This window comes from Sphingobium salicis subsp. salicis (assembly GCF_049472635.1).
GTDB lineage: Bacteria > Pseudomonadota > Alphaproteobacteria > Sphingomonadales > Sphingomonadaceae > Sphingobium > Sphingobium yanoikuyae_A.
Window position 1 is genome coordinate 4,045,929 of sequence record NZ_JAYRCS010000001.1, and the last position, 17,316, is coordinate 4,063,244.

The 17,316-nt window shown below is 65.6% G+C and carries 12 protein-coding genes; 3 read left to right on the forward strand and 9 right to left on the reverse strand.

Features of this window, described 5'->3' with window-relative positions; all coding sequences use genetic code 11:
- Window positions 1-32: 32 nt before the first annotated feature.
- The 5 genes from VHN57_RS19590 to VHN57_RS19610 form a co-directional block, all read right to left on the reverse strand.
- Window positions 33-380 carry a hypothetical protein gene (locus VHN57_RS19590; protein ID WP_278985735.1) on the reverse strand — a complete coding sequence of 116 codons (348 nt, stop codon included), beginning with the start codon at window positions 378-380 and terminating at the stop codon, window positions 33-35.
- 203 nt (window positions 381-583) lie between these two features.
- The gene (locus tag VHN57_RS19595; RefSeq protein ID WP_423284974.1) at window positions 584-2,200 is read right to left on the reverse strand and encodes an alpha-amylase family glycosyl hydrolase; all 1,617 of its coding nucleotides are present in this window, start codon (window positions 2,198-2,200) and stop codon (window positions 584-586) included.
- 302 nt (window positions 2,201-2,502) lie between these two features.
- On the reverse strand, window positions 2,503-3,873 hold the full coding sequence (locus VHN57_RS19600; protein WP_278986102.1) for an efflux transporter outer membrane subunit: 1,371 nt from the start codon (window positions 3,871-3,873) through the stop codon (window positions 2,503-2,505).
- Window positions 3,870-7,031 (reverse strand): efflux RND transporter permease subunit, encoded by a 3,162-nt coding sequence (locus tag VHN57_RS19605; RefSeq protein ID WP_423284976.1) that lies wholly within the window; start codon window positions 7,029-7,031, stop codon window positions 3,870-3,872. Before VHN57_RS19605 ends, VHN57_RS19600 begins: the two co-directional genes overlap by 4 nt.
- A 10-nt stretch (window positions 7,032-7,041) precedes the next feature.
- Complete coding sequence (locus VHN57_RS19610) at window positions 7,042-8,175, reverse strand: efflux RND transporter periplasmic adaptor subunit (RefSeq protein ID WP_026109107.1); 1,134 nt, start codon at window positions 8,173-8,175, stop codon at window positions 7,042-7,044.
- 197 nt (window positions 8,176-8,372) lie between these two features.
- Between VHN57_RS19610 and VHN57_RS19615 the strand changes: the two genes are divergently transcribed.
- Both VHN57_RS19615 and VHN57_RS19620 read left to right on the forward strand, forming a co-directional pair.
- Window positions 8,373-9,101, forward strand: coding sequence for a response regulator (locus VHN57_RS19615; protein WP_004209098.1), 729 nt, complete (start codon window positions 8,373-8,375; stop codon window positions 9,099-9,101).
- Window positions 9,098-10,468: an ATP-binding protein gene (locus VHN57_RS19620; protein ID WP_017500811.1), complete on the forward strand. Its 1,371-nt coding sequence runs from the start codon at window positions 9,098-9,100 to the stop codon at window positions 10,466-10,468. The genes VHN57_RS19615 and VHN57_RS19620 overlap by 4 nt, the downstream gene beginning before the upstream one ends.
- Here VHN57_RS19620 and VHN57_RS19625 read toward each other — a convergent pair.
- From VHN57_RS19625 to VHN57_RS19640, 4 genes are read right to left on the reverse strand one after another with little or no spacing between them, the layout of a single operon-like run.
- A complete protein-coding gene (locus tag VHN57_RS19625) occupies window positions 10,465-10,779 on the reverse strand; it encodes a DUF3325 family protein (RefSeq protein ID WP_017500810.1) in 315 nt (104 codons plus the stop codon). The genes VHN57_RS19620 and VHN57_RS19625 overlap by 4 nt on opposite strands.
- Window positions 10,776-12,290 (reverse strand): PepSY-associated TM helix domain-containing protein, encoded by a 1,515-nt coding sequence (locus VHN57_RS19630; protein WP_278986105.1) that lies wholly within the window; start codon window positions 12,288-12,290, stop codon window positions 10,776-10,778. The genes VHN57_RS19625 and VHN57_RS19630 overlap by 4 nt, the downstream gene beginning before the upstream one ends.
- On the reverse strand, window positions 12,287-12,595 hold the full coding sequence (locus VHN57_RS19635) for a ketohydroxyglutarate aldolase (protein WP_125989445.1): 309 nt from the start codon (window positions 12,593-12,595) through the stop codon (window positions 12,287-12,289). Before VHN57_RS19635 ends, VHN57_RS19630 begins: the two co-directional genes overlap by 4 nt.
- Window positions 12,592-14,715, reverse strand: coding sequence for a TonB-dependent siderophore receptor (locus VHN57_RS19640; protein ID WP_278986106.1), 2,124 nt, complete (start codon window positions 14,713-14,715; stop codon window positions 12,592-12,594). Before VHN57_RS19640 ends, VHN57_RS19635 begins: the two co-directional genes overlap by 4 nt.
- A 197-nt stretch (window positions 14,716-14,912) precedes the next feature.
- On the opposite strand from VHN57_RS19640, the gene VHN57_RS19645 reads away from it, so the two are divergent.
- A complete protein-coding gene (locus tag VHN57_RS19645; protein WP_278986107.1) occupies window positions 14,913-17,306 on the forward strand; it encodes a membrane-bound PQQ-dependent dehydrogenase, glucose/quinate/shikimate family in 2,394 nt (797 codons plus the stop codon).
- The last annotated feature ends 10 nt before the right edge of the window (window positions 17,307-17,316 follow it).

Genomic DNA, 17,316 nt, shown 5'->3' on the forward strand with positions numbered 1-17,316 from the left:
GCGAAATTTGAGGGAGAGGCGGCTCCTCTCCCTCAATCATCATATCGGATGATTTCGGCAAAACGAGAGGTCGATGGATCGCGGCTTGTGTCCAGATCGACCGAGAGCAGGGTAGCGCCGCACTGTTTCGCGATCTGACCAACCTGCTCGATCAGGCTGGCTATATCTTCTGCGGATTCGGGCGCCCGCAATTTCGGGTAAAGGAAACCTCCATCGCCGTCGGCAAGATTGACGGCTTCCATCCGGGATAATGCCTCCGCCACCCGATCAAGTGTCGCCGGAGAACCCGAAAGATAGAAGGTCAACCATAAGTCGGGCACATCAAAACCCGCTTCTGCCCGCAGGACAACGACCCGTTCGATGATGTCGACGACGCTCATATTGAAGATCTAACCCGATTCACGAGCAGCAGCTATCGAAGATCGAGAAGCGCCTGTTTCACGATAAACGCCTAGCGCGTCGTCATGACCCGGATGTAACCCAAGCGTCGCGTCGGTGGGGCGTTGCCGGGGCATTTGCGGCGCATTCGGCCCTTTTTGCTGCATGACACTATATACTTTGCCCGGTGGAACGCAGGTGTGACCTAATCCTGTGCCAGCAGCAGCGCGGCATAGGGTGGCAATGCCATCCCCGGCGCCGCATCGCCGATCGCCGCGATGATCGCGCCGCACTCTTCCACTTCATCCGGCCAGGGCGCAGGCGTCGCCGACAGGTTGAAGATGCAGGTCAGCGCCTGATCCTCTGCCACCCGGCGGAAGGCCAGGCACTGGTCGTCGGCGCGCATGATATCCAGACGCCCATGGCGCAACGCCGGATTCGCCTTGCGCAGCGCGATCATCGCGCGGGTGAAGTGCAGCAGCGAGGCGGGGTCGCCCTCCTGCGCCGCCACCGCCCGCGCGACATTCTCCGCGCCCAATGGCAGCCAGGGCTCACCATCGGTAAAGCCTGCCTCCGCCGCATCGACCGACCAGGGCAGCGGCGTGCGCGCGCCGTCGCGCGACAGGGTCAGCGGCCAGTTGGCGATCGCTTCGGGATCCTGCAATTTCTCGAACGGGATATCGACCTGGGTGATGCCCAGTTCCTCGCCCTGATAGAGGATGACATTGCCGCGCAGCGCCATCAGCAGCAGCATCTTGAGCCGGGCGAAGGCGGGCTGATCCTCCGGCGCGCACCAACGCGACAAGGCGCGCGGCGCATCATGATTTTCGAACGCCCAACTGGGCCAGCCCATGCCCGGCTCATCCGGCCAGCGCGCCAGCGTATCCGCGATCAGGCCTGGGGTCAGCGCCGGGGCATAGAGGAAGTTGAAGCCATAGGCGCTGTTGAGATGGCCTTCGCCCGCCGTATAGGCCTTCATCTCCTGCTCGGCGAGGTCGCCGCCCACCTCCGCCACGGTAAAGATCGCGCCATAGCGATCGGTGAGGTCGCGGATGCGGGCGACGAAATCGACCACACCGGGATGCGACTGGCTGTAGCGGCGAATCTGATAGTCGAACGGCCGGGTGCGTGGCCCTTCCCCCTCGGGCGCGGGCGGATTGTCGCGCAATTCCGGGTCGTGCATCGCATGGTTGAGCGCATCGAGGCGAAAGCCGTCGACGCCCCGGTCCAGCCAGAATTGCATCGCGCCCAGCAGCGCATCTTGCACCGCGACATTGTGGACGTTGAGCTGCGGCTGGCTGGTCAGGAACTGGTGCATATAATATTGGCGCCGCCGCGCGTCCCAGGTCCAGGCCGGGCCGCCGAACACCGACTGCCAGTTGTTGGGCGGGGTGCCGTCCGCCCTGGGGTCGGCCCAGACGAACCAGTCCGCCTTGTCATTGTCCCGGTCCTGCCGGCTCTGCGCGAACCAGGGATGGAGGTCGGAACTATGGGCATAGACCTGGTCGATCGTGACCTTGATCCCGAGTTCATGCGCGCGCGCCACCAGCGCGTCGAAATCGGCGAGCGTGCCGAAGATCGGGTCCACCCCGCAATAATCGGCGATATCATAGCCGAAATCGCGCATCGGCGAGGGGAAGAAGGGCGAAATCCAGATCGCGTCCACGCCCAGCCGGGCGACATGCTCCAGCCGCGCGGTGATGCCCGGCAGGTCGCCAATGCCGTCACCGTTCGAATCCTGAAAGCTGCGAGGATAGATTTGATAGAGGACCGCGCCCTTCCACCAGGGCCGATCGCCTGCATCACGACTGTCGGGAGCCATTTGCGCCACCCCATGTCCCAAGCCTGCGGCGCATCATGCCGCAGCGCCAGTCTACACGGCGGCGCGCGCAGGTGAAGAACTATGTTGCGCCTGCGAAGAGATCAGGGCGTATGTCGGGATCGCGTCACGCTGGAGATCAGCTGGTTGATGACGCACTCATCCTGCGCGGCGGATGCACAGATGCCGCACAGCCAGTCCAGACACCGAGCCAGAAATGCCATGGCCCTCTCCTTCTTCTTTATGCCCGCAGAATAACAGGATTCGCGGGCATGGAAAAGCGGGAGAAGAGGGGCGATCGGCGCCTATTGGTCGGCGCCGATCACCCGGTAGAGCAGGATGCGATTCTGCACCGCCGCCAGCTCAGTCGCGATCGCCGACTGCTGCGCGCTGTAGAGCGACCGCTGGCTGGTCAGCGAATTGAGGAAGGTGTCGATGCCCGCCCGATAGCGCTGGTCCGCCAGCGCATAATAACGCTGGTTCGCCGTCACCAGCGCCTGCTGCGCCGCCTGCTGCCGGTCGATTGTCCCGGCCCGCGCCAGCCCGTCCGACACTTCCTGGAAGGCGGTCTGGATCGCCTTCTCATATTGCGCGACATAAAGGTCGCGCTGCGCCTTGCTATAGTCCAGATTGCCGCGCGCAGCCCCGCCAAAGATCGGCATGCTGGCCGATGGCGCCGCCGACCAGGCAAAGCCGCCATCGCTGAACAGCGAGGACAGGGCCGAGCTGGCCACGCCGATCGCCGTGGTCAGGCTGATCTTGGGGAACATCGCCGCGCGCGCCGCGCCAATATCGGCATTGGCGGCTTTGAGCTGATGTTCCGCCTGCAACACATCGGGTCGCTGCAACAGCACGTCGGAGGAGAGACCGGCAGGCACCTTCGCGGTCGACTGCAACAGGCTGTCGAGCGATTGCGGCAGCAGCGCATCCTCGACCGGCGCACCGACCAGCAGTTCCAGCGCGTTGCGGTCCTGCGCCACCTGGGTGAGATTCGCCTCGATGTCGGAGCGCGCCTGCTCCACCGTGGTTTCGGCCTGATGCACGTCCAGCTTGCCGGCCAGACCAGAAGTGTTGAGCGTCTGCGTCAGTTTCAGGCTGCGCTCGGCGCTGGCCAGCGTCTGGCGCGACAGGGCCAGCAATTCCTGGTCCGCCGCCATCGTCGCATAGGCGTTCGCCGTCTCGGCGATCAGGGTGATGCGGGTCGACCGCATCCCTTCCTGCGTCGCCAGATAGGATTCCAGTGCCGATCGGGTCAGATTCTTGACCCGGCCGAACAGGTCGATCTCGAACGCGCTGAAGCCGACATCGGCGCTATAGCTGTTCTGCCGATTGTCATTCTGGCGACTGAAGCTTGCCGCCGCATCGCCAGTGATTGTCGGCAGCTGCGCCGCCCGCTCGACCTTATATTGCGCCCGCGCCGACTGGACATTGGCCAGCGCCACCCGCAGGTCGCGATTATTGGCCAGCGCCCGCTCGATCACGGTCTTGAGCCGCGTATCACCGATCAGCGCGGTCCAGGGCAGGCCCGCAGGTTCGGCGCTGGCCGGGGCATAGGCCTCACCCGTCGGGAAGGCCGGCGCCACCGGCGTTTGCGGCCGGACATATTTGGGCGCCATGTCGCACCCGGCCAGCACCAGCGCCGACAGCGGCATCATCATCCACGCAGCGCGGGTCATGCGGGCACTCCGTCCACGGGCGGTTCCTGGGCCGGCGGCTCGCCACCCGGCTTCTTCTTGTCCATGCCGAACAGGCGGGCGATCGAGACGAAGAAGAGCGGCACGTAGAAGATCGCCAGCACCGTCGCCGTCACCATGCCGCCGACCACCGCCGTGCCGATCGCGACGCGGCTCTGCGCGCCAGCCCCAGTGGCGATGGCGAGCGGAATGACGCCCGCGATGAAGGCCAGGCTGGTCATCAGGATCGGACGGAAGCGCAGCCGCGCCGCCTCCAGCGCCGCTTCCAGCGCATTGCGGCCATTGCGATGCGCCAGTTCGGCAAACTCGACGATCAGGATCGCATTCTTCGCCGCCAGACCCATGGTGGTGAGCAGGCCGACCTGGAAGAAGATATTATTCTCCAGCCCGCGCAGCGTCACCGCCAGCACCGCACCGATCAGGCCGAGCGGAATGACCAGCAGCACCGACAGCGGGATCGACCAGCTTTCATAAAGGGCCGCGAGGCAGAGGAAGACCACCAGCACCGACAGGCCATAGAGCAGGGGTGCCTGTCCGCCGGACAATTGCTCCTGATAGCTGAGGCCGCTCCAGGCATAGCTGGTGCCGGCCGGCAGCTGCTTCTGCAGCGCCACCATCCGGTCCATCGCGTCACCCGAGCTGGCGCCCGGCGCCGACTGGCCCTGGATCTCGAAGGAGGACAGGCCGTTGAAGCGCTGCACGCTGCTCGGCCCCATCACCCAATGGCTGGTGGCAAAGGCGGAGAAGGGCACCATCTCGCCGGTCGTGCTCGACCGCACCATCCAGTTGTCGAGATCGCTCGGCAAGGCGCGATAGGGGGCGTCGGCCTGCATATAGACGCGCTTCACCCGGCCGCGATCGACGAAGTCGTTGACATAGGTGCTGCCCCAGGCGGAGCTGAGCACATCGTCGACATTGGCCTGGGTCAGGCCCAGCACGGTCAGCTTCTCGGTATCGATGTCGATCTTGAGCTGCGGCGTGTCCTCCAGCGAGGCCGCCCGCACCCCGGCCAGCACCGGATCCTGCTGCGCGGACGCGATCAGCTGGTTGCGCAGCTCCAGGAAGCGCTCACGGCTGAGGCCGCCGCTGTTCAGCAGTTCGAAGGTAAAGCCGTTGGACTGGCCCAGGCCGCGGATTGCCGGCGGCGTCATCGCCAGCACCTTGGCATCGCGGATCGCGCCCAGCTGCTTGGTCGCCCGGTTGGCGATCGTGCCGGCCTCGTTCGTCTTGCCCTTGCGGTCGTCCCATGGCGCCAGGTTGATGAAGCCCTGGCCGACATTCTCGCCCTGCCCCTGGAAACTGAAGCCGGTCATGATGAAGGCGAAGGCGACATTGTCCTTCTCGTCATTCAGGAAATAGCTCTGTACCTGGTCGATCGCCGCATTGGTACGGCTCGACTTGGCGCCGGACGGCAGTGTGACCTGCACCATCACCTGGCCCTGATCCTCGACCGGCAGGAAGCTGGTGGGCAGGCGCATGAACAGCACGACCAATATACCCAACACCACCACATAGAGGCCCCAGAATATGCCCCGCTTGCCGATCACGCCCTGGGTGCGGCGGACATAGCCATTGGTCAGCCGCTCGAACCAGCGGTTGAACTTGCCGAACCAGCCCTTCTCGCGATGCGCCTTGTCGATCGGCTTCAGGATGGTGGCGCACAGGGCCGGCGACAGGATCAATGCGACCACGACCGACAACAGCATCGACGACACGATCGTGATCGAGAATTGGCGATAGATGACACCGGTCGATCCGCCGAAGAAGGCCATGGGCAGCAACACCGCCGACAGCACCAGTGCGATGCCGACCAGCGCGCTGCCAATCTCCATCATCGACTTGATCGTGGCGTCGCGGGGCGACAGCCCCTCTTCCTCCATGATGCGCTCGACATTCTCCACCACGACGATCGCGTCGTCGACCAGCAGGCCGATCGACAGCACCATGCCGAACAGGGTCAGCGTGTTGATCGAATAGCCGAACAGGGCAAGGATGCCGAAGGTGCCGAGCAGCACGACCGGCACCGCGATCGCGGGCACCAGCGTCGCGCGCCAGCTCTGCAGGAAGACGAACATCACGATCACGACCAGCACGACCGCCTCGATCAGCGTCTGCACGACTTCCTCGACCGACAGCTTGATGAAGGGCGTGGTGTCGCGCGGATAGACGATCTTGTAGCCGTGCGGCAGGTTGCCGCCCAGTTCGGCGACGCGCGCCTTCACCAGCTCGGCGGTCTTGAGCGCGTCGGCGCCCGGCGCCAGCTGCAACGCCATGCCTGATGCCGGATGGCCGTTGAGGCGCGCGCTGGTGGTATAGCTTTCATTGCCCAGCTCGACGCGGGCCACGTCGGACAGGTGGACGACCGACCCGTCGCTCTGCGTCTTCACCACGATATTGCGGAACTGGTCCGGCGTTTCGAGGCGCGCGCGCGCCGTGACGGTGGCGTTGATCTGCTGGTTCGCCGGTGCCGGATCGGCACCAATCTGGCCGGCCGACACTTCGATATTCTGCGCCTTGATCGCCGTTTCGACGTCCGACGGCATCAGCTTGACCGCGGCCAGCTTATAGGGGTCCAGCCAGATGCGCATCGCATATTGCGACCCGAAGATCTGGGTCGCGCCGATGCCGTCGATACGGGCGATCGAATCCTGGAAATTATTGACCAGATAGTCGGCAATGTCCGCCTGGGTGGCATTGTCGGTCTCGTCATAGAGACCCACCAGCATCAGGAAGTCGGTCTGCTGCTTGGTGACCGACAGGCCCTGCTGCTGCACGGCGTTGGGCAGGCGGCTCAGCGCCTGCTGCACCCGGTTCTGCACCTGCACCTGCGCGGTGTCGGGGTCGGTGCCCTTCTGGAAGGTGACGGTGATGCGCGACTGCCCCGTCGATGTCGACGAGGATGAGAAATACATGAGCCCGTCGATGCCGGTCAGCTGCTGTTCGATGACCTGGGTGACGCTGGTCTCGACCGTTTCGGCCGACGCGCCCGGATAGGTGGCGCTGATGCCGACGCCCGGCGGCGCGATGTCGGGATATTGGGCGACCGGCAGCGACAGCATGCCGCCCAGGCCCGCCAGCATGATGCCAATGGCGATGACCCAGGCAAAGATCGGCCGGTCGATGAAAAAGCGGCTCAGCACCGGGCCTCTCCTACTTCTTCGCCGCGACGGCGACGGGCTTTACCTTGTCGTCGGGCTGGACCTTGTCGGTGCCCTCGACGATCAGCCGGTCGCCGGCCTTCAGGCCTGCGGTGATCAGCCATTTGTCGCCGATCGCCTGCGCGGCGGTGACGGTGCGGCGCTCGACCTTGTTGTCCTTGGTCACGACCAGCGCGGTCGCATTGCCCTTGGCGTCGCGGGCGATGCCCTGCTGCGGCGCCAGGATCGCGCCGGGCACGACCGACTGGGGCGCCACGACGCGCACGAACATGCCGGGCAGCAACATGCCGTCAGGATTGGGGAAGCGTGCGCGCAGCGTCACCGTGCCGCTGTCGACATCGACGATCGGCTCGGCAAATTCGATTCGCCCTTCCAGCGGATATTCACTGCCGTCGTCCAGCTTCAGCCGGATCGTCGCGCTGGCCGGCAGCGTCTTGCCCGCCGCCAGCGATCGCCGCAGCTGCAGCAGCTGGCTGCTCGACTGGGTGACGTCGACATAGATGGGATCAAGCTGCTGGATCGTCGTCAGCGGATCGGTCTGGCTGGCGGTCACCAGCGCGCCGGGGGTGAAGAGGGTCCGGCCGATCCGGCCGCTGATCGGCGCGCGCACCTGGGTGAAGGTCAGGTTGACATTGGCGGTATCGAGCGAGGCGCGCGCCTGACCCACGGCGGCCGCTGCCTGGCGCGCCGTCGCGATCACATCGTCGCGGTCCTGCGCGCTCACCGCCTCGGTATCGCCCAGGCCGCGATAGCGCTGCGCCTTGGCCTGTGCCGCCACCGCCGTCGCCTGCGCACTGACCAGCGCCGCCTGCGCCTCGTCGCGCGACGCACGATAGAGCCGTTCGTCAATCTGGTAGAGCGGCTGGCCGGCCGTCACCATCGATCCTTCGGTGAACAGCCTTTTCTGGATCACGCCGGTGATCTGCGGCCGGACTTCCGACTGCATGGTCGACACGGTGCGCGCCGGCAATTCGGACGAGACGGTCACATTCTGTGCCGCCAGCGTCACCACGCCCACTTCCACAGGCCCTTTCTTTGGCGCCTTTTCCTGTCCGCAAGCGGTGATCAGGATGCATAATGCGATCGGTGCGACCCGGAGGCTCCGGAGCTCTGTGAAAATGGGCATGGCTTCACATCGTTACCGCCGGCAGGCAGCGCCGACGATCGCCTGATCGCGATTTGAGGCGTATCCTGCTAGACCAAGTTGATATCCTGACGCATCATCATGTCGCGTGACATCCGAACGCGTATCGCTTTGTATCGCCCTGTATCATCCCCGGTAGAGGCACAGACTTTTGCAATATCCGCCGCTAGAAGCGCAACATGGCTGACCTGTCCGATCCCCGCCGCAACAGCGTCATCGTCGTCGACGACGATGCCGATATTCGCGGTCTGATCGTCGATCAGTTGCGGCAGGAAAATTACGACCTGCTTTCTGCATCGAACCTCGCCGAACTGCGCCAGGCCCTGCGCGACCAGCCGGTCGACCTGATCGTGCTCGATCTCAACCTGCCCGATGGCGACGGCCTGTCGCTGTGCCGCGAGTTACGCGCCGAAGGATCGGGCATCCAGATCATCATGGTGACGGCGCGCGGCAGCGCGATCGACCGGGTGCTCGGGCTGGAACTGGGCGCCGACGATTATCTGACCAAGCCGTTTGAGCCGCGCGAGCTGCTGGTGCGCATCCGCAACCTGCTGCGCCGCCCCCGCGTCGAGGCCCCGGCACCCGCCGACCAGTCCCGCTATGCCGTCTTCGGTCCCTGGCGGCTCGATCTGCTGCAACGCCGGCTGATCGCCCCGGACGACCGGCTTGTCATGCTGTCCTCGGCCGAATTCCGCCTGCTCTCCCGCTTCATCGAGGAACCCAATGTCGTGCTCGCGCGTGAGACGTTGCTGCCCGAGCGGCGCGCCACCGCCGCCTTCGACCGCACCATCGACCTGCAGGTCAGCCGCCTGCGACAAAAGCTGGCCGGCGCCACCGGCGGCGCCGACCTGATCCTGACCGTCCGCGGCGAAGGCTATGTCCTCGCCAGCCCGGTGCGCTACGAATGATCGGCCAGCCGGTGCAGCGCGTGCGGGATTTCTTCCGCTCGATGGCGGGGCATATCTTCGTGCTGCTGACCGTCGGCATCTCGCTTTCGGCCATCCTCGCGCTCGCCGTGTCGGAACAGGGGCGGCGTCATGATTTCGAACGCGTCCGCCGCCAGCGTGTGCTGGCCAGCGCCTTCGACGTCGCCGACCGGCTGCGCCGCGATCCGGTGCGGGTTCAGCAGATGCTGGAAAATCACGGCATTGTCGGCGCTTCCATCGCCCCTGACGGCATCTCCATCAACGAGCCCGATCCCGATCTCGAAGCCGCGCTCGCCCGGCGTTTCGGGCCCCGCGCCCAGCCGGAGGCGGGACAGGTGCCCTTCGGCCTCTGTTTCCCGGACAAGGATGCCGGGCGCAGCCGCGCCGCCGGCCTGATCGATGCGCCCCGGCCCGATTGCTGGATCGTGCGCATGACCGACGCGACCGGCCAGCGCCGCGGCATGGCGCTCACCTTCCCGCGCCTCGCCCGGCCGCCCAGTTCGCTGTTCAGCCCGGCCTATCTGGTCGTCATCCTGCTCTCGGCCGCCGGTCTCTCGATCCTGATCGGCCGGATCGCCGCCAAGCCGCTGCGCCGCCTGTCCCAGGCCGCCGAGGCCTTTTCCGTGTCGCGCGACCCGGAGGAGATTCCCGAGCGCGGGCCGGAGGAGGTGCGCGCCGCCCTCTCCACCTTCAACCTGATGCAGCGCCGCGTCCGCGCCGGCTTCACCGAACGGACCCAGTTGCTGGCGGCGATCAGCCATGATCTCCAGACCCCGCTCACCCGGCTGCGGCTGCGGCTGGAACTGGTCGAGAATGAGGAACTGCGCGCCCGCCTGCTGCAGGATCATGAGGCGATGCAGCGGCTGGTGCGCGAAGGGCTCGACCTTGCCGCCAGCACCGAGACGCATGAGGAATGGTCGGTGATCGACCTTGATTCCCTGCTCGCCAGCATGGCCGAGGATGCGCAAGAGCTGGGCGCCCCGGTCCAGTTCGCCGCCGGCTGCGGCGCGTCGGTCCGGGTCAAGCCCAATGCGCTGACCCGCTGCATGAGCAATCTGGTCGACAATGCCGTAAAATATGGCGGATGCGCGGAGATCAGCTGCCTGCGCACGCCCGGCCATGTCACGATCGAGATACGCGACCATGGCCCCGGCATCCCGCCGCAGGATCTGGACCAGATGTTCGAACCCTTTACCCGCGGCGCCAGCAGCCAGCCAGGCGGCCGCCACGGCACCGGCATCGGCCTCACCATCGCGCGATCGCTGGGTCTCAGCTTCGGTGCGATCGTCGCATTGCGCAACGCGCCCGATGGCGGCCTGATCGCCAGTATCGAGATGAAGGCGGCCTAAACCGCGCCGACCACCATCAGCGCCAATGCCAGCAGCAGCCCGCCGCGCGCCAGCCGGGGACCATAGGTCAACGCGAGCAGCACCGCCCCCGCCATCAGCGGCAGCAGCCCGCACCAGGTGACGATGCCGATCCCGTCGGCGCCGGCCAGGATCGCACCGAGCAGCGACAGGGCAATCGCGCTCCAGCCGAGCAGCGGCAGATGCCGGGCCAGCCCATGGCGCTGCCAGGGGCCGAGCAGCGCCGGCCCATGCCGCGTCATCGCCGCCGCCAATGCGAAGAAGCCGATATAGAGCAGTCCCGCGACGATCATGCCGGCTGCTCCCGCATCCGCCGACGCGCCGGAGTCGGCGCATTGCGCCGTCGCACCTGCCGACGCACGATCAGCGCCAGCGCGCCGGCCATGGCCAGGAACAGGAGATTGCCGGCCAGCAGGACCGGTTCGGTCGACCAGACCGGCCCCAGCACCGCCGCCAACGCGCAGGCGAAGGCGAGCAGCCCCATCATCAGCGGCCAGCCAATGGCCGGACGCAGCGTCAGCCCGGCCAGCACGGCCGCGGCCGCCGTCCACAAGGCCACGGACACTTCCGCTTCGGGGCGCCCCGCCATGCCGATCGGCAACAGGCGATTGGCGATGAAATAGGCCACGGCGCCCAGCGGCACGCCGGTGATCACGCCGACATTCAGCCGTTCGAGGATGCGATTGCCGATCGAGAGCGGCTGGCGCTCGCGCCGCTTGGCGATCCACAGCACCATGCCGGTCGAGATCGCCAGCGTCAGCATCGCCCCGCCCAGCACATAGAGCCAGCGCGTCGCCATCGGTGCGAAGCGGGCCATGTGCAGGCCATAGGCGACCTGATAGGTCCGCATCGCCGGCCGCCGCTCGACCCAGCTCTTGAGCAGCCGACCCGTCGCGCCGTCGAAGCTCGCCTGCCCCCGCATATAGCCGATCGAGTCGGCATCGGACTGGTAGACGGTGACGACCGATGCCGCGTCGCCGGGATTGAACACATAGACGCGGCCGACATGGCCGCCGCCAAATGCGCGCTCGGCCGCTGTCAGCATCGGTGCGATCGGCGCCAGCGACGCGGGCTTGCCGGCCGCCGGACGGGTCACCGAACCCGGCGCCAGCGCCTCGTACATCTCCATCACCTTGTCACCATAGCCGGCACTGATCGGCCAGGGCATGTTGAGCGACGCCAGCGTCAGCAGCCCGGTGAAGGTGATCATCAGGTGGAAGGGCATGGCCAGCACGCCGGTCGCATTATGCCCGTCGAGCCAGGACCGCTGGCCCTTGGCCGGGCGGAAGGTGAAGAAGTCCTTGAAGATGCGCTTGTGCGCGATGATGCCGGTGACCAGCGCGACCAGCATGACCATCGCCGCCAGCGAGGCGAGCAGCCGGCCCCAGGGATAGGGAATCTCCAGCTCGAAATGGAGGCGATAGAAAAATTCGCCGCCCAGCGTCTCGCGCGCGACGGGCGCGCCGGTCACCGGATCTAGCGCGCGATACAGATAGTCGCTGCCCTGGTCATAGGATGCCTCGACCGTATTGGCCCGGCCGTCAGGCGCGGTCAGATACCAGCCGGTGGAACCGGGCGCATGTTTCGACAGCCAGCCGGTCGCCGCGACGATCGCGCTCTTGCTATCCGCCTGCGCCGTCACCTCGGGCCGCATCCAGCGGCCGATCTCCGGCTTGAAGACGCTGAGCGTCCCGGCCAGGCACATGATGAACAGCACATAGCCCAGCAACAGCCCGGTCCAGCCGTGCAGCCAGGCCATCGCCTGCCGCACGCCATCCCGCACCATCGCCGATGCCCCGCTCATGCGAAGCCTCCGCTGGTCCAGACCAGTCCGGCCAGCAGTGCGGAAAGAACTATCACGCCGCCCAGGGCGACCCAGGGTCCGCGCGCCAGAAAGGCCCAGACGCTGACCGCTGGGGCGAACAGATAGGAGAACATGGTCGCAACCGTCACCGCCTCCAGCCGGCCCATCGGCAGGGTGCGGGCGAGCAGCATCGCCGCCAGCGCCGCCACCGCATAGGCGCCCACTGTGCCCGCCAGCGTGCGCAGCGCGACATTGCCGCGATAACGCCAGCCGCTACGGGCACGCAGAGCCGCCGCCTTCGTCAATAGTCGACGCTCAAGGTGAACACCGCCGTGCGCGGCGCGGCATAGAAGGCCTGGCCCCACATCAGACTACCCAGATATTTGGTGTTGGTGACATTCTTCACGTTCACGCTCGCCCGCAGATGATCGACCACCCGGATACCCGCCATCAGGTCGAGCACGGCATAGCTCTTCTGCTTAACGACCACATCGCCCATGTAAACATCGCCGTCATAGACATCGGTCAGCGTCGTCTTGATCGCATTCTGCCAGCGCATCTGCGCGCCCAGCTTCAGGTCATTGAGCTGCGGCACCTGATAGGTGGTGGCCAGTTTCAGCGACTTGGTCGGCAGCCAGGTGCGGGTGTCGTTGCCCTCGTCATCCTCGATATCATATTGGGTATAGCCACCGCTCAGCGTCCACTGGTCGGTGATCTTGCCCGCTACTTCCAGCTCGAAGCCGGTCGAGGTGGTATCGACGCCGGCATAATAACTGCCGCCGGCCTTGCCCGGTCCATCCTCGCCAAAGGTGCCGGCATAATCGGCCAGCCCCTTCTGCTTGGCGCGGAACACGGTGGCGGTGGCATAGAGGCGATCGCCGAACCAGCTGCTCTTGATGCCGCCCTCGATGCTGGTGCCCTTGGCCGGGTCCAGCTTGCGATTATTGGCGTCGACCTCCGCTTGCGGGTTATAGATGTCGGTATAGCTGGCATAAAGGGTGACGTTGGGCATCACGTCATAGAGCAGGCCGAGATAGGGGCTGATCTTGTGGTCGTCGCGCGCCTGATCGGTGCCATAGGAATAGCCGGACGACTTGATCCACATCGCGCTGGCGCCGATCACGCCCTTCAACTGGTCGGTGAAGTTGAGATGCGCCGCGCCATAGAGGCGGGTCAGCTCGTCGCTATATTTGGCGGCCAGATATTCGCCCGGATAGTCCGGCTCGGTCACCTGCGCGCTGCCCCAGTCATAGACCGACGGATAGACCAGCGCCGTGTCCTCGGCGAAATTCTCCCACTCCTTGGCATTGGACTTGGCGTAGGAGAGGCCGAGCACCAGCTTGTGCTCGCGGCCGAACAGGCTGAACGGGCCGGTGGCGCTGAAATCGCCCAGATATTGCTTATAGTCGGACGGGTAGATGCCCGCCATGCCATAGACGCCCTCGCCGGTTTCCTTGTCGGGATAGCCATAGGCATAGAGCAGCTTCGCATTCTCCTGGAAGCGCTTGTAGGTGAACATCCCGCTCAGCGTCCATTGGCCCATCGTATAGACCAGTTCGCCAAAGCTATTCTGGTCCTTCGTGTTCCAATAGGTCCAGTCGGCCGAGGTGGTGGCAGAGCGGGCATAGTCGATCCGGGTGCCGTCGGTGAAGACCAGCGGCATCGCCCCCCACATCACGCCGTCGGCGTCATTTTCCTGGCGCGTGTAACCGACCGTCGCCTTGAGATCGGGCGTCACCTGCCAGGCGAGGATCGCGCCAAAAACGTCGCGATTGATATGGTTATAGTCGAGATGCGTGTCGCGATCCTCATGCGCATAGATAAAGCGCGCCGACACCGTGTCGGTCACCGGGACATTGACGTCGCCCTCGACCCGCCACAGGTCGCGCGAACCGAGCTGGGCCGTGCCCTTGACCTGGAACTCGTCGAGCGGCCGCTTGCGGACATAATTGATCGTCGCCGACGGATTGCCGATGCCGGTCATGATCGCATTGGCGCCGCGCACCGCCTCGACATTCTCGAACAGGGCAGTGTCGAGGTCGCCGAACTGGATACCCCAGGCGAGCGGCAGGCCGACGCCATCGACCTGGAATTTGGACACGTCGAAACCGCGCGAGTTGAAATAGGTGCGGTCCGTCTCGACCCGCTCAACATTGATACCGATCGTCTGGTCGAGCAGGTCGTTGACATTGGTGATCGCGAAATCCTCGATCCGTTCGCGATTGATGATCGTCACCGACTGCGGCGTCTCGCGCACCGACAGCGACAGGGCGGTGGCGGAACTGGACGGCTGGTTGGCCGCGGTCACGACGATCCGCGACGCGTCCTCTGCGGCATTGTCCGCTTCTGCCGCGCGGGCGACATGCGGCATCACGACAAGGGCAAAGCTGCTGCTCAACAGGAGGTGGCGCAAGGACAGACGCATTTTGTTTTCCCCGATGGCTCTCTATCTGCGCCGCGCGTTAGGCATGTCCAGAATGCGAGTCAAACGCATTAGCATTGCATGCGCGCTACAATCGCGCCACGAATATGAAATTTTGTTCATGTCTGGAACGAAGCTGGTCGGTTTCTCCTTTGTAAACCGGCACCTGCCCGTGCCTCCTGCCCAGGGAGTATCCGACCATGACAAACGCACCGCCCCGCCGATCGATCGCCGCCCTGATATTGGGCATCGTCTTCGGCCTTATCGGGCTGGTGCTGACCGGCGGCGGCGCCTGGCTGCTGATCTCGGGCGGCTCGCCTTATTATCTGGTCACCGGCATCGCCCTGATCGTCGCGGGCGTGCTGCTGGCACGCGGGCGCAAGGCGGGCGGCTGGCTCTACATTGTCATCTTCGCTGTCACTTTGCTCTGGGCCTATTGGGAAGTGGGCCTTGATCCCTGGGCACTGGTGCCGCGCGTCGTCGCCCCGCTGGTCCTCCTGATCGCGCTGCAACTGGTCTGGCCGACGCTCGACCGCAGCGCCGGTCGCTGGCGTCGTGCATGGGTCGGGGTGGCTGTCACTTTCGCTGTCGCGATCGGCTTTTTCTGGAGCATCGCCAGCAACTTCATCCCGCCGGTGCTGCAGGGTCTGCCCGACGCCCGCTATGCCATGGCCGATCCCTCGATCGGCACCACCGGCGCCGACTGGCCGGCCTATGGCGGCACCAACAGCGCCCGGCGCTACTCGCCGCTCGTCCAGATCACCCCGGCCAATGTAGGTAACCTCAAACGCGCCTGGATGATCCACACCGGCGACCTGCCGGCCTCGGCTCAGATCCGCAACACCTATGGCGCGGAAAACACGCCGCTCAAGATCGGCGACACCCTCTATGTCTGCACCCCCAAGAGCATGGTGATCGCGCTGGATCCCGCCACCGGCAAGCAGAAATGGCGCTTCGATCCCAAGGTCTCGGACGAGGCCATTCCATACACCGCCGCCTGTCGCGGGGTCAGCTATTATGCCGTGCCCGGCGCCGCGGCCGACGCGCCCTGCGCCCAGCGCATCATCCTGGGCACGCTCGATGCGCGGATCATGGCGTTGGATGCCCGCACCGGCCAGCAGTGCCGCGACTTCGGCAGCAATGGCCAGGTCCGCATCACCGACGGCATGGGCCAGGTCCCTCCGGGCTATGTCTCCATCACCTCACCGCCGACCATCGTGCGCGGCGTCATCGTCACCGGCCATCAGGTGCTGGACGGGCAGGATCGCTGGGCGCCGTCCGGCGTGATCCAGGCCTATGACGCGGTCACCGGCAAGATGCGCTGGGCCTGGGACATGATGCACCCGGAACGCAGCGGTCCGCCGCCGGCCGGCCAGACCTATACCCGCGGCACCCCAAACATGTGGACGATCGCCTCGGGCGACGAGCAGCTTGGCCTCGTCTATCTGCCGATGGGCAACAGCGCCGCCGATTATTACAGCAGCCTGCGCCGGCCGGAGGAAAATCGCTACGCCACCTCGCTGGTCGCGATCGACGTGATGACCGGCAAGCCGCGCTGGAATTTCCAGGCAGTGCGCAAGGATGTGTGGGACTATGATTTCGGCGCCCAGGCGACCCTGATCGATTTCCCGACGGCGCGGGGTCCGGTGCCGGCGATGCTGCTGCCCAGCAAGCAGGGAGACATCTATGTGCTCGACCGCCGCACCGGCCGACCGCTGACCCCGATCGGTGATATCAAGGCACCGCAGATCGGCGTGGAGCCGGAGCAGCGCGCCGCGACCCAGCGCATCTCACTCTACCATACGCTGCGCAAGCCCGACCTCACCGAAAAGGACATGTGGGGCATGTCGCCGATCGACCAGATGATCTGCCGCATCCAGTTCCGCCGGGCGAGCTACAAGGGCTTCTTCACCCCGCCCGAGGCCAACAAGCGCTCGATCGAATATCCCGGCTATAATGGCGGCACCGACTGGGGCGGCATCGCCGTCGATCCGGCACGCGGGGTGATCATCGCCAATTATAACGACATGCCCAACTATGTCCGGCTGGTGCCCCGCAAGGAAGCCAACAAGAAGGGCTGGGCGCCGCGCGACCAGGCGCGCGGCGAGATTGGCGGGGCGGAAGGCGCGGGCGATCCGCAGGCGCACACCCCCTATGCGATCGACGTCAATGCCGGCTGGCGCCTGCCCTTCACTGGCCTGCTGTGCAAGCAGCCCCCCTATGGCGGGATCCGCGCGATCGACATCGCCACCGGCAAGACCATCTGGGATCGCCCCTTCGGCACGGCACGGACCAATGGGCCGTTCGGCATCCCCTCGATGCTTCCGCTGACGATCGGCACGCCCAATAATGGCGGGTCGGTGGTAACGGCCGGCGGGCTGATCTTCGTCGCCGCCGCGACCGACAATCTGATCCGCGCGATCGACCTCAAGACCGGCAAGACTTTGTGGCAGGATGTGCTGCCCGCCGGTGGTCAGGCGACGCCGATGACCTACAGCCAGAATGGCAAGCAATATCTGGTCATCATGGCCGGCGGTCATCATTTCATGCAGACGCCAGTGGGCGACGAGCTGATTGCCTACGCCCTGAACTGACGGGCCTTGC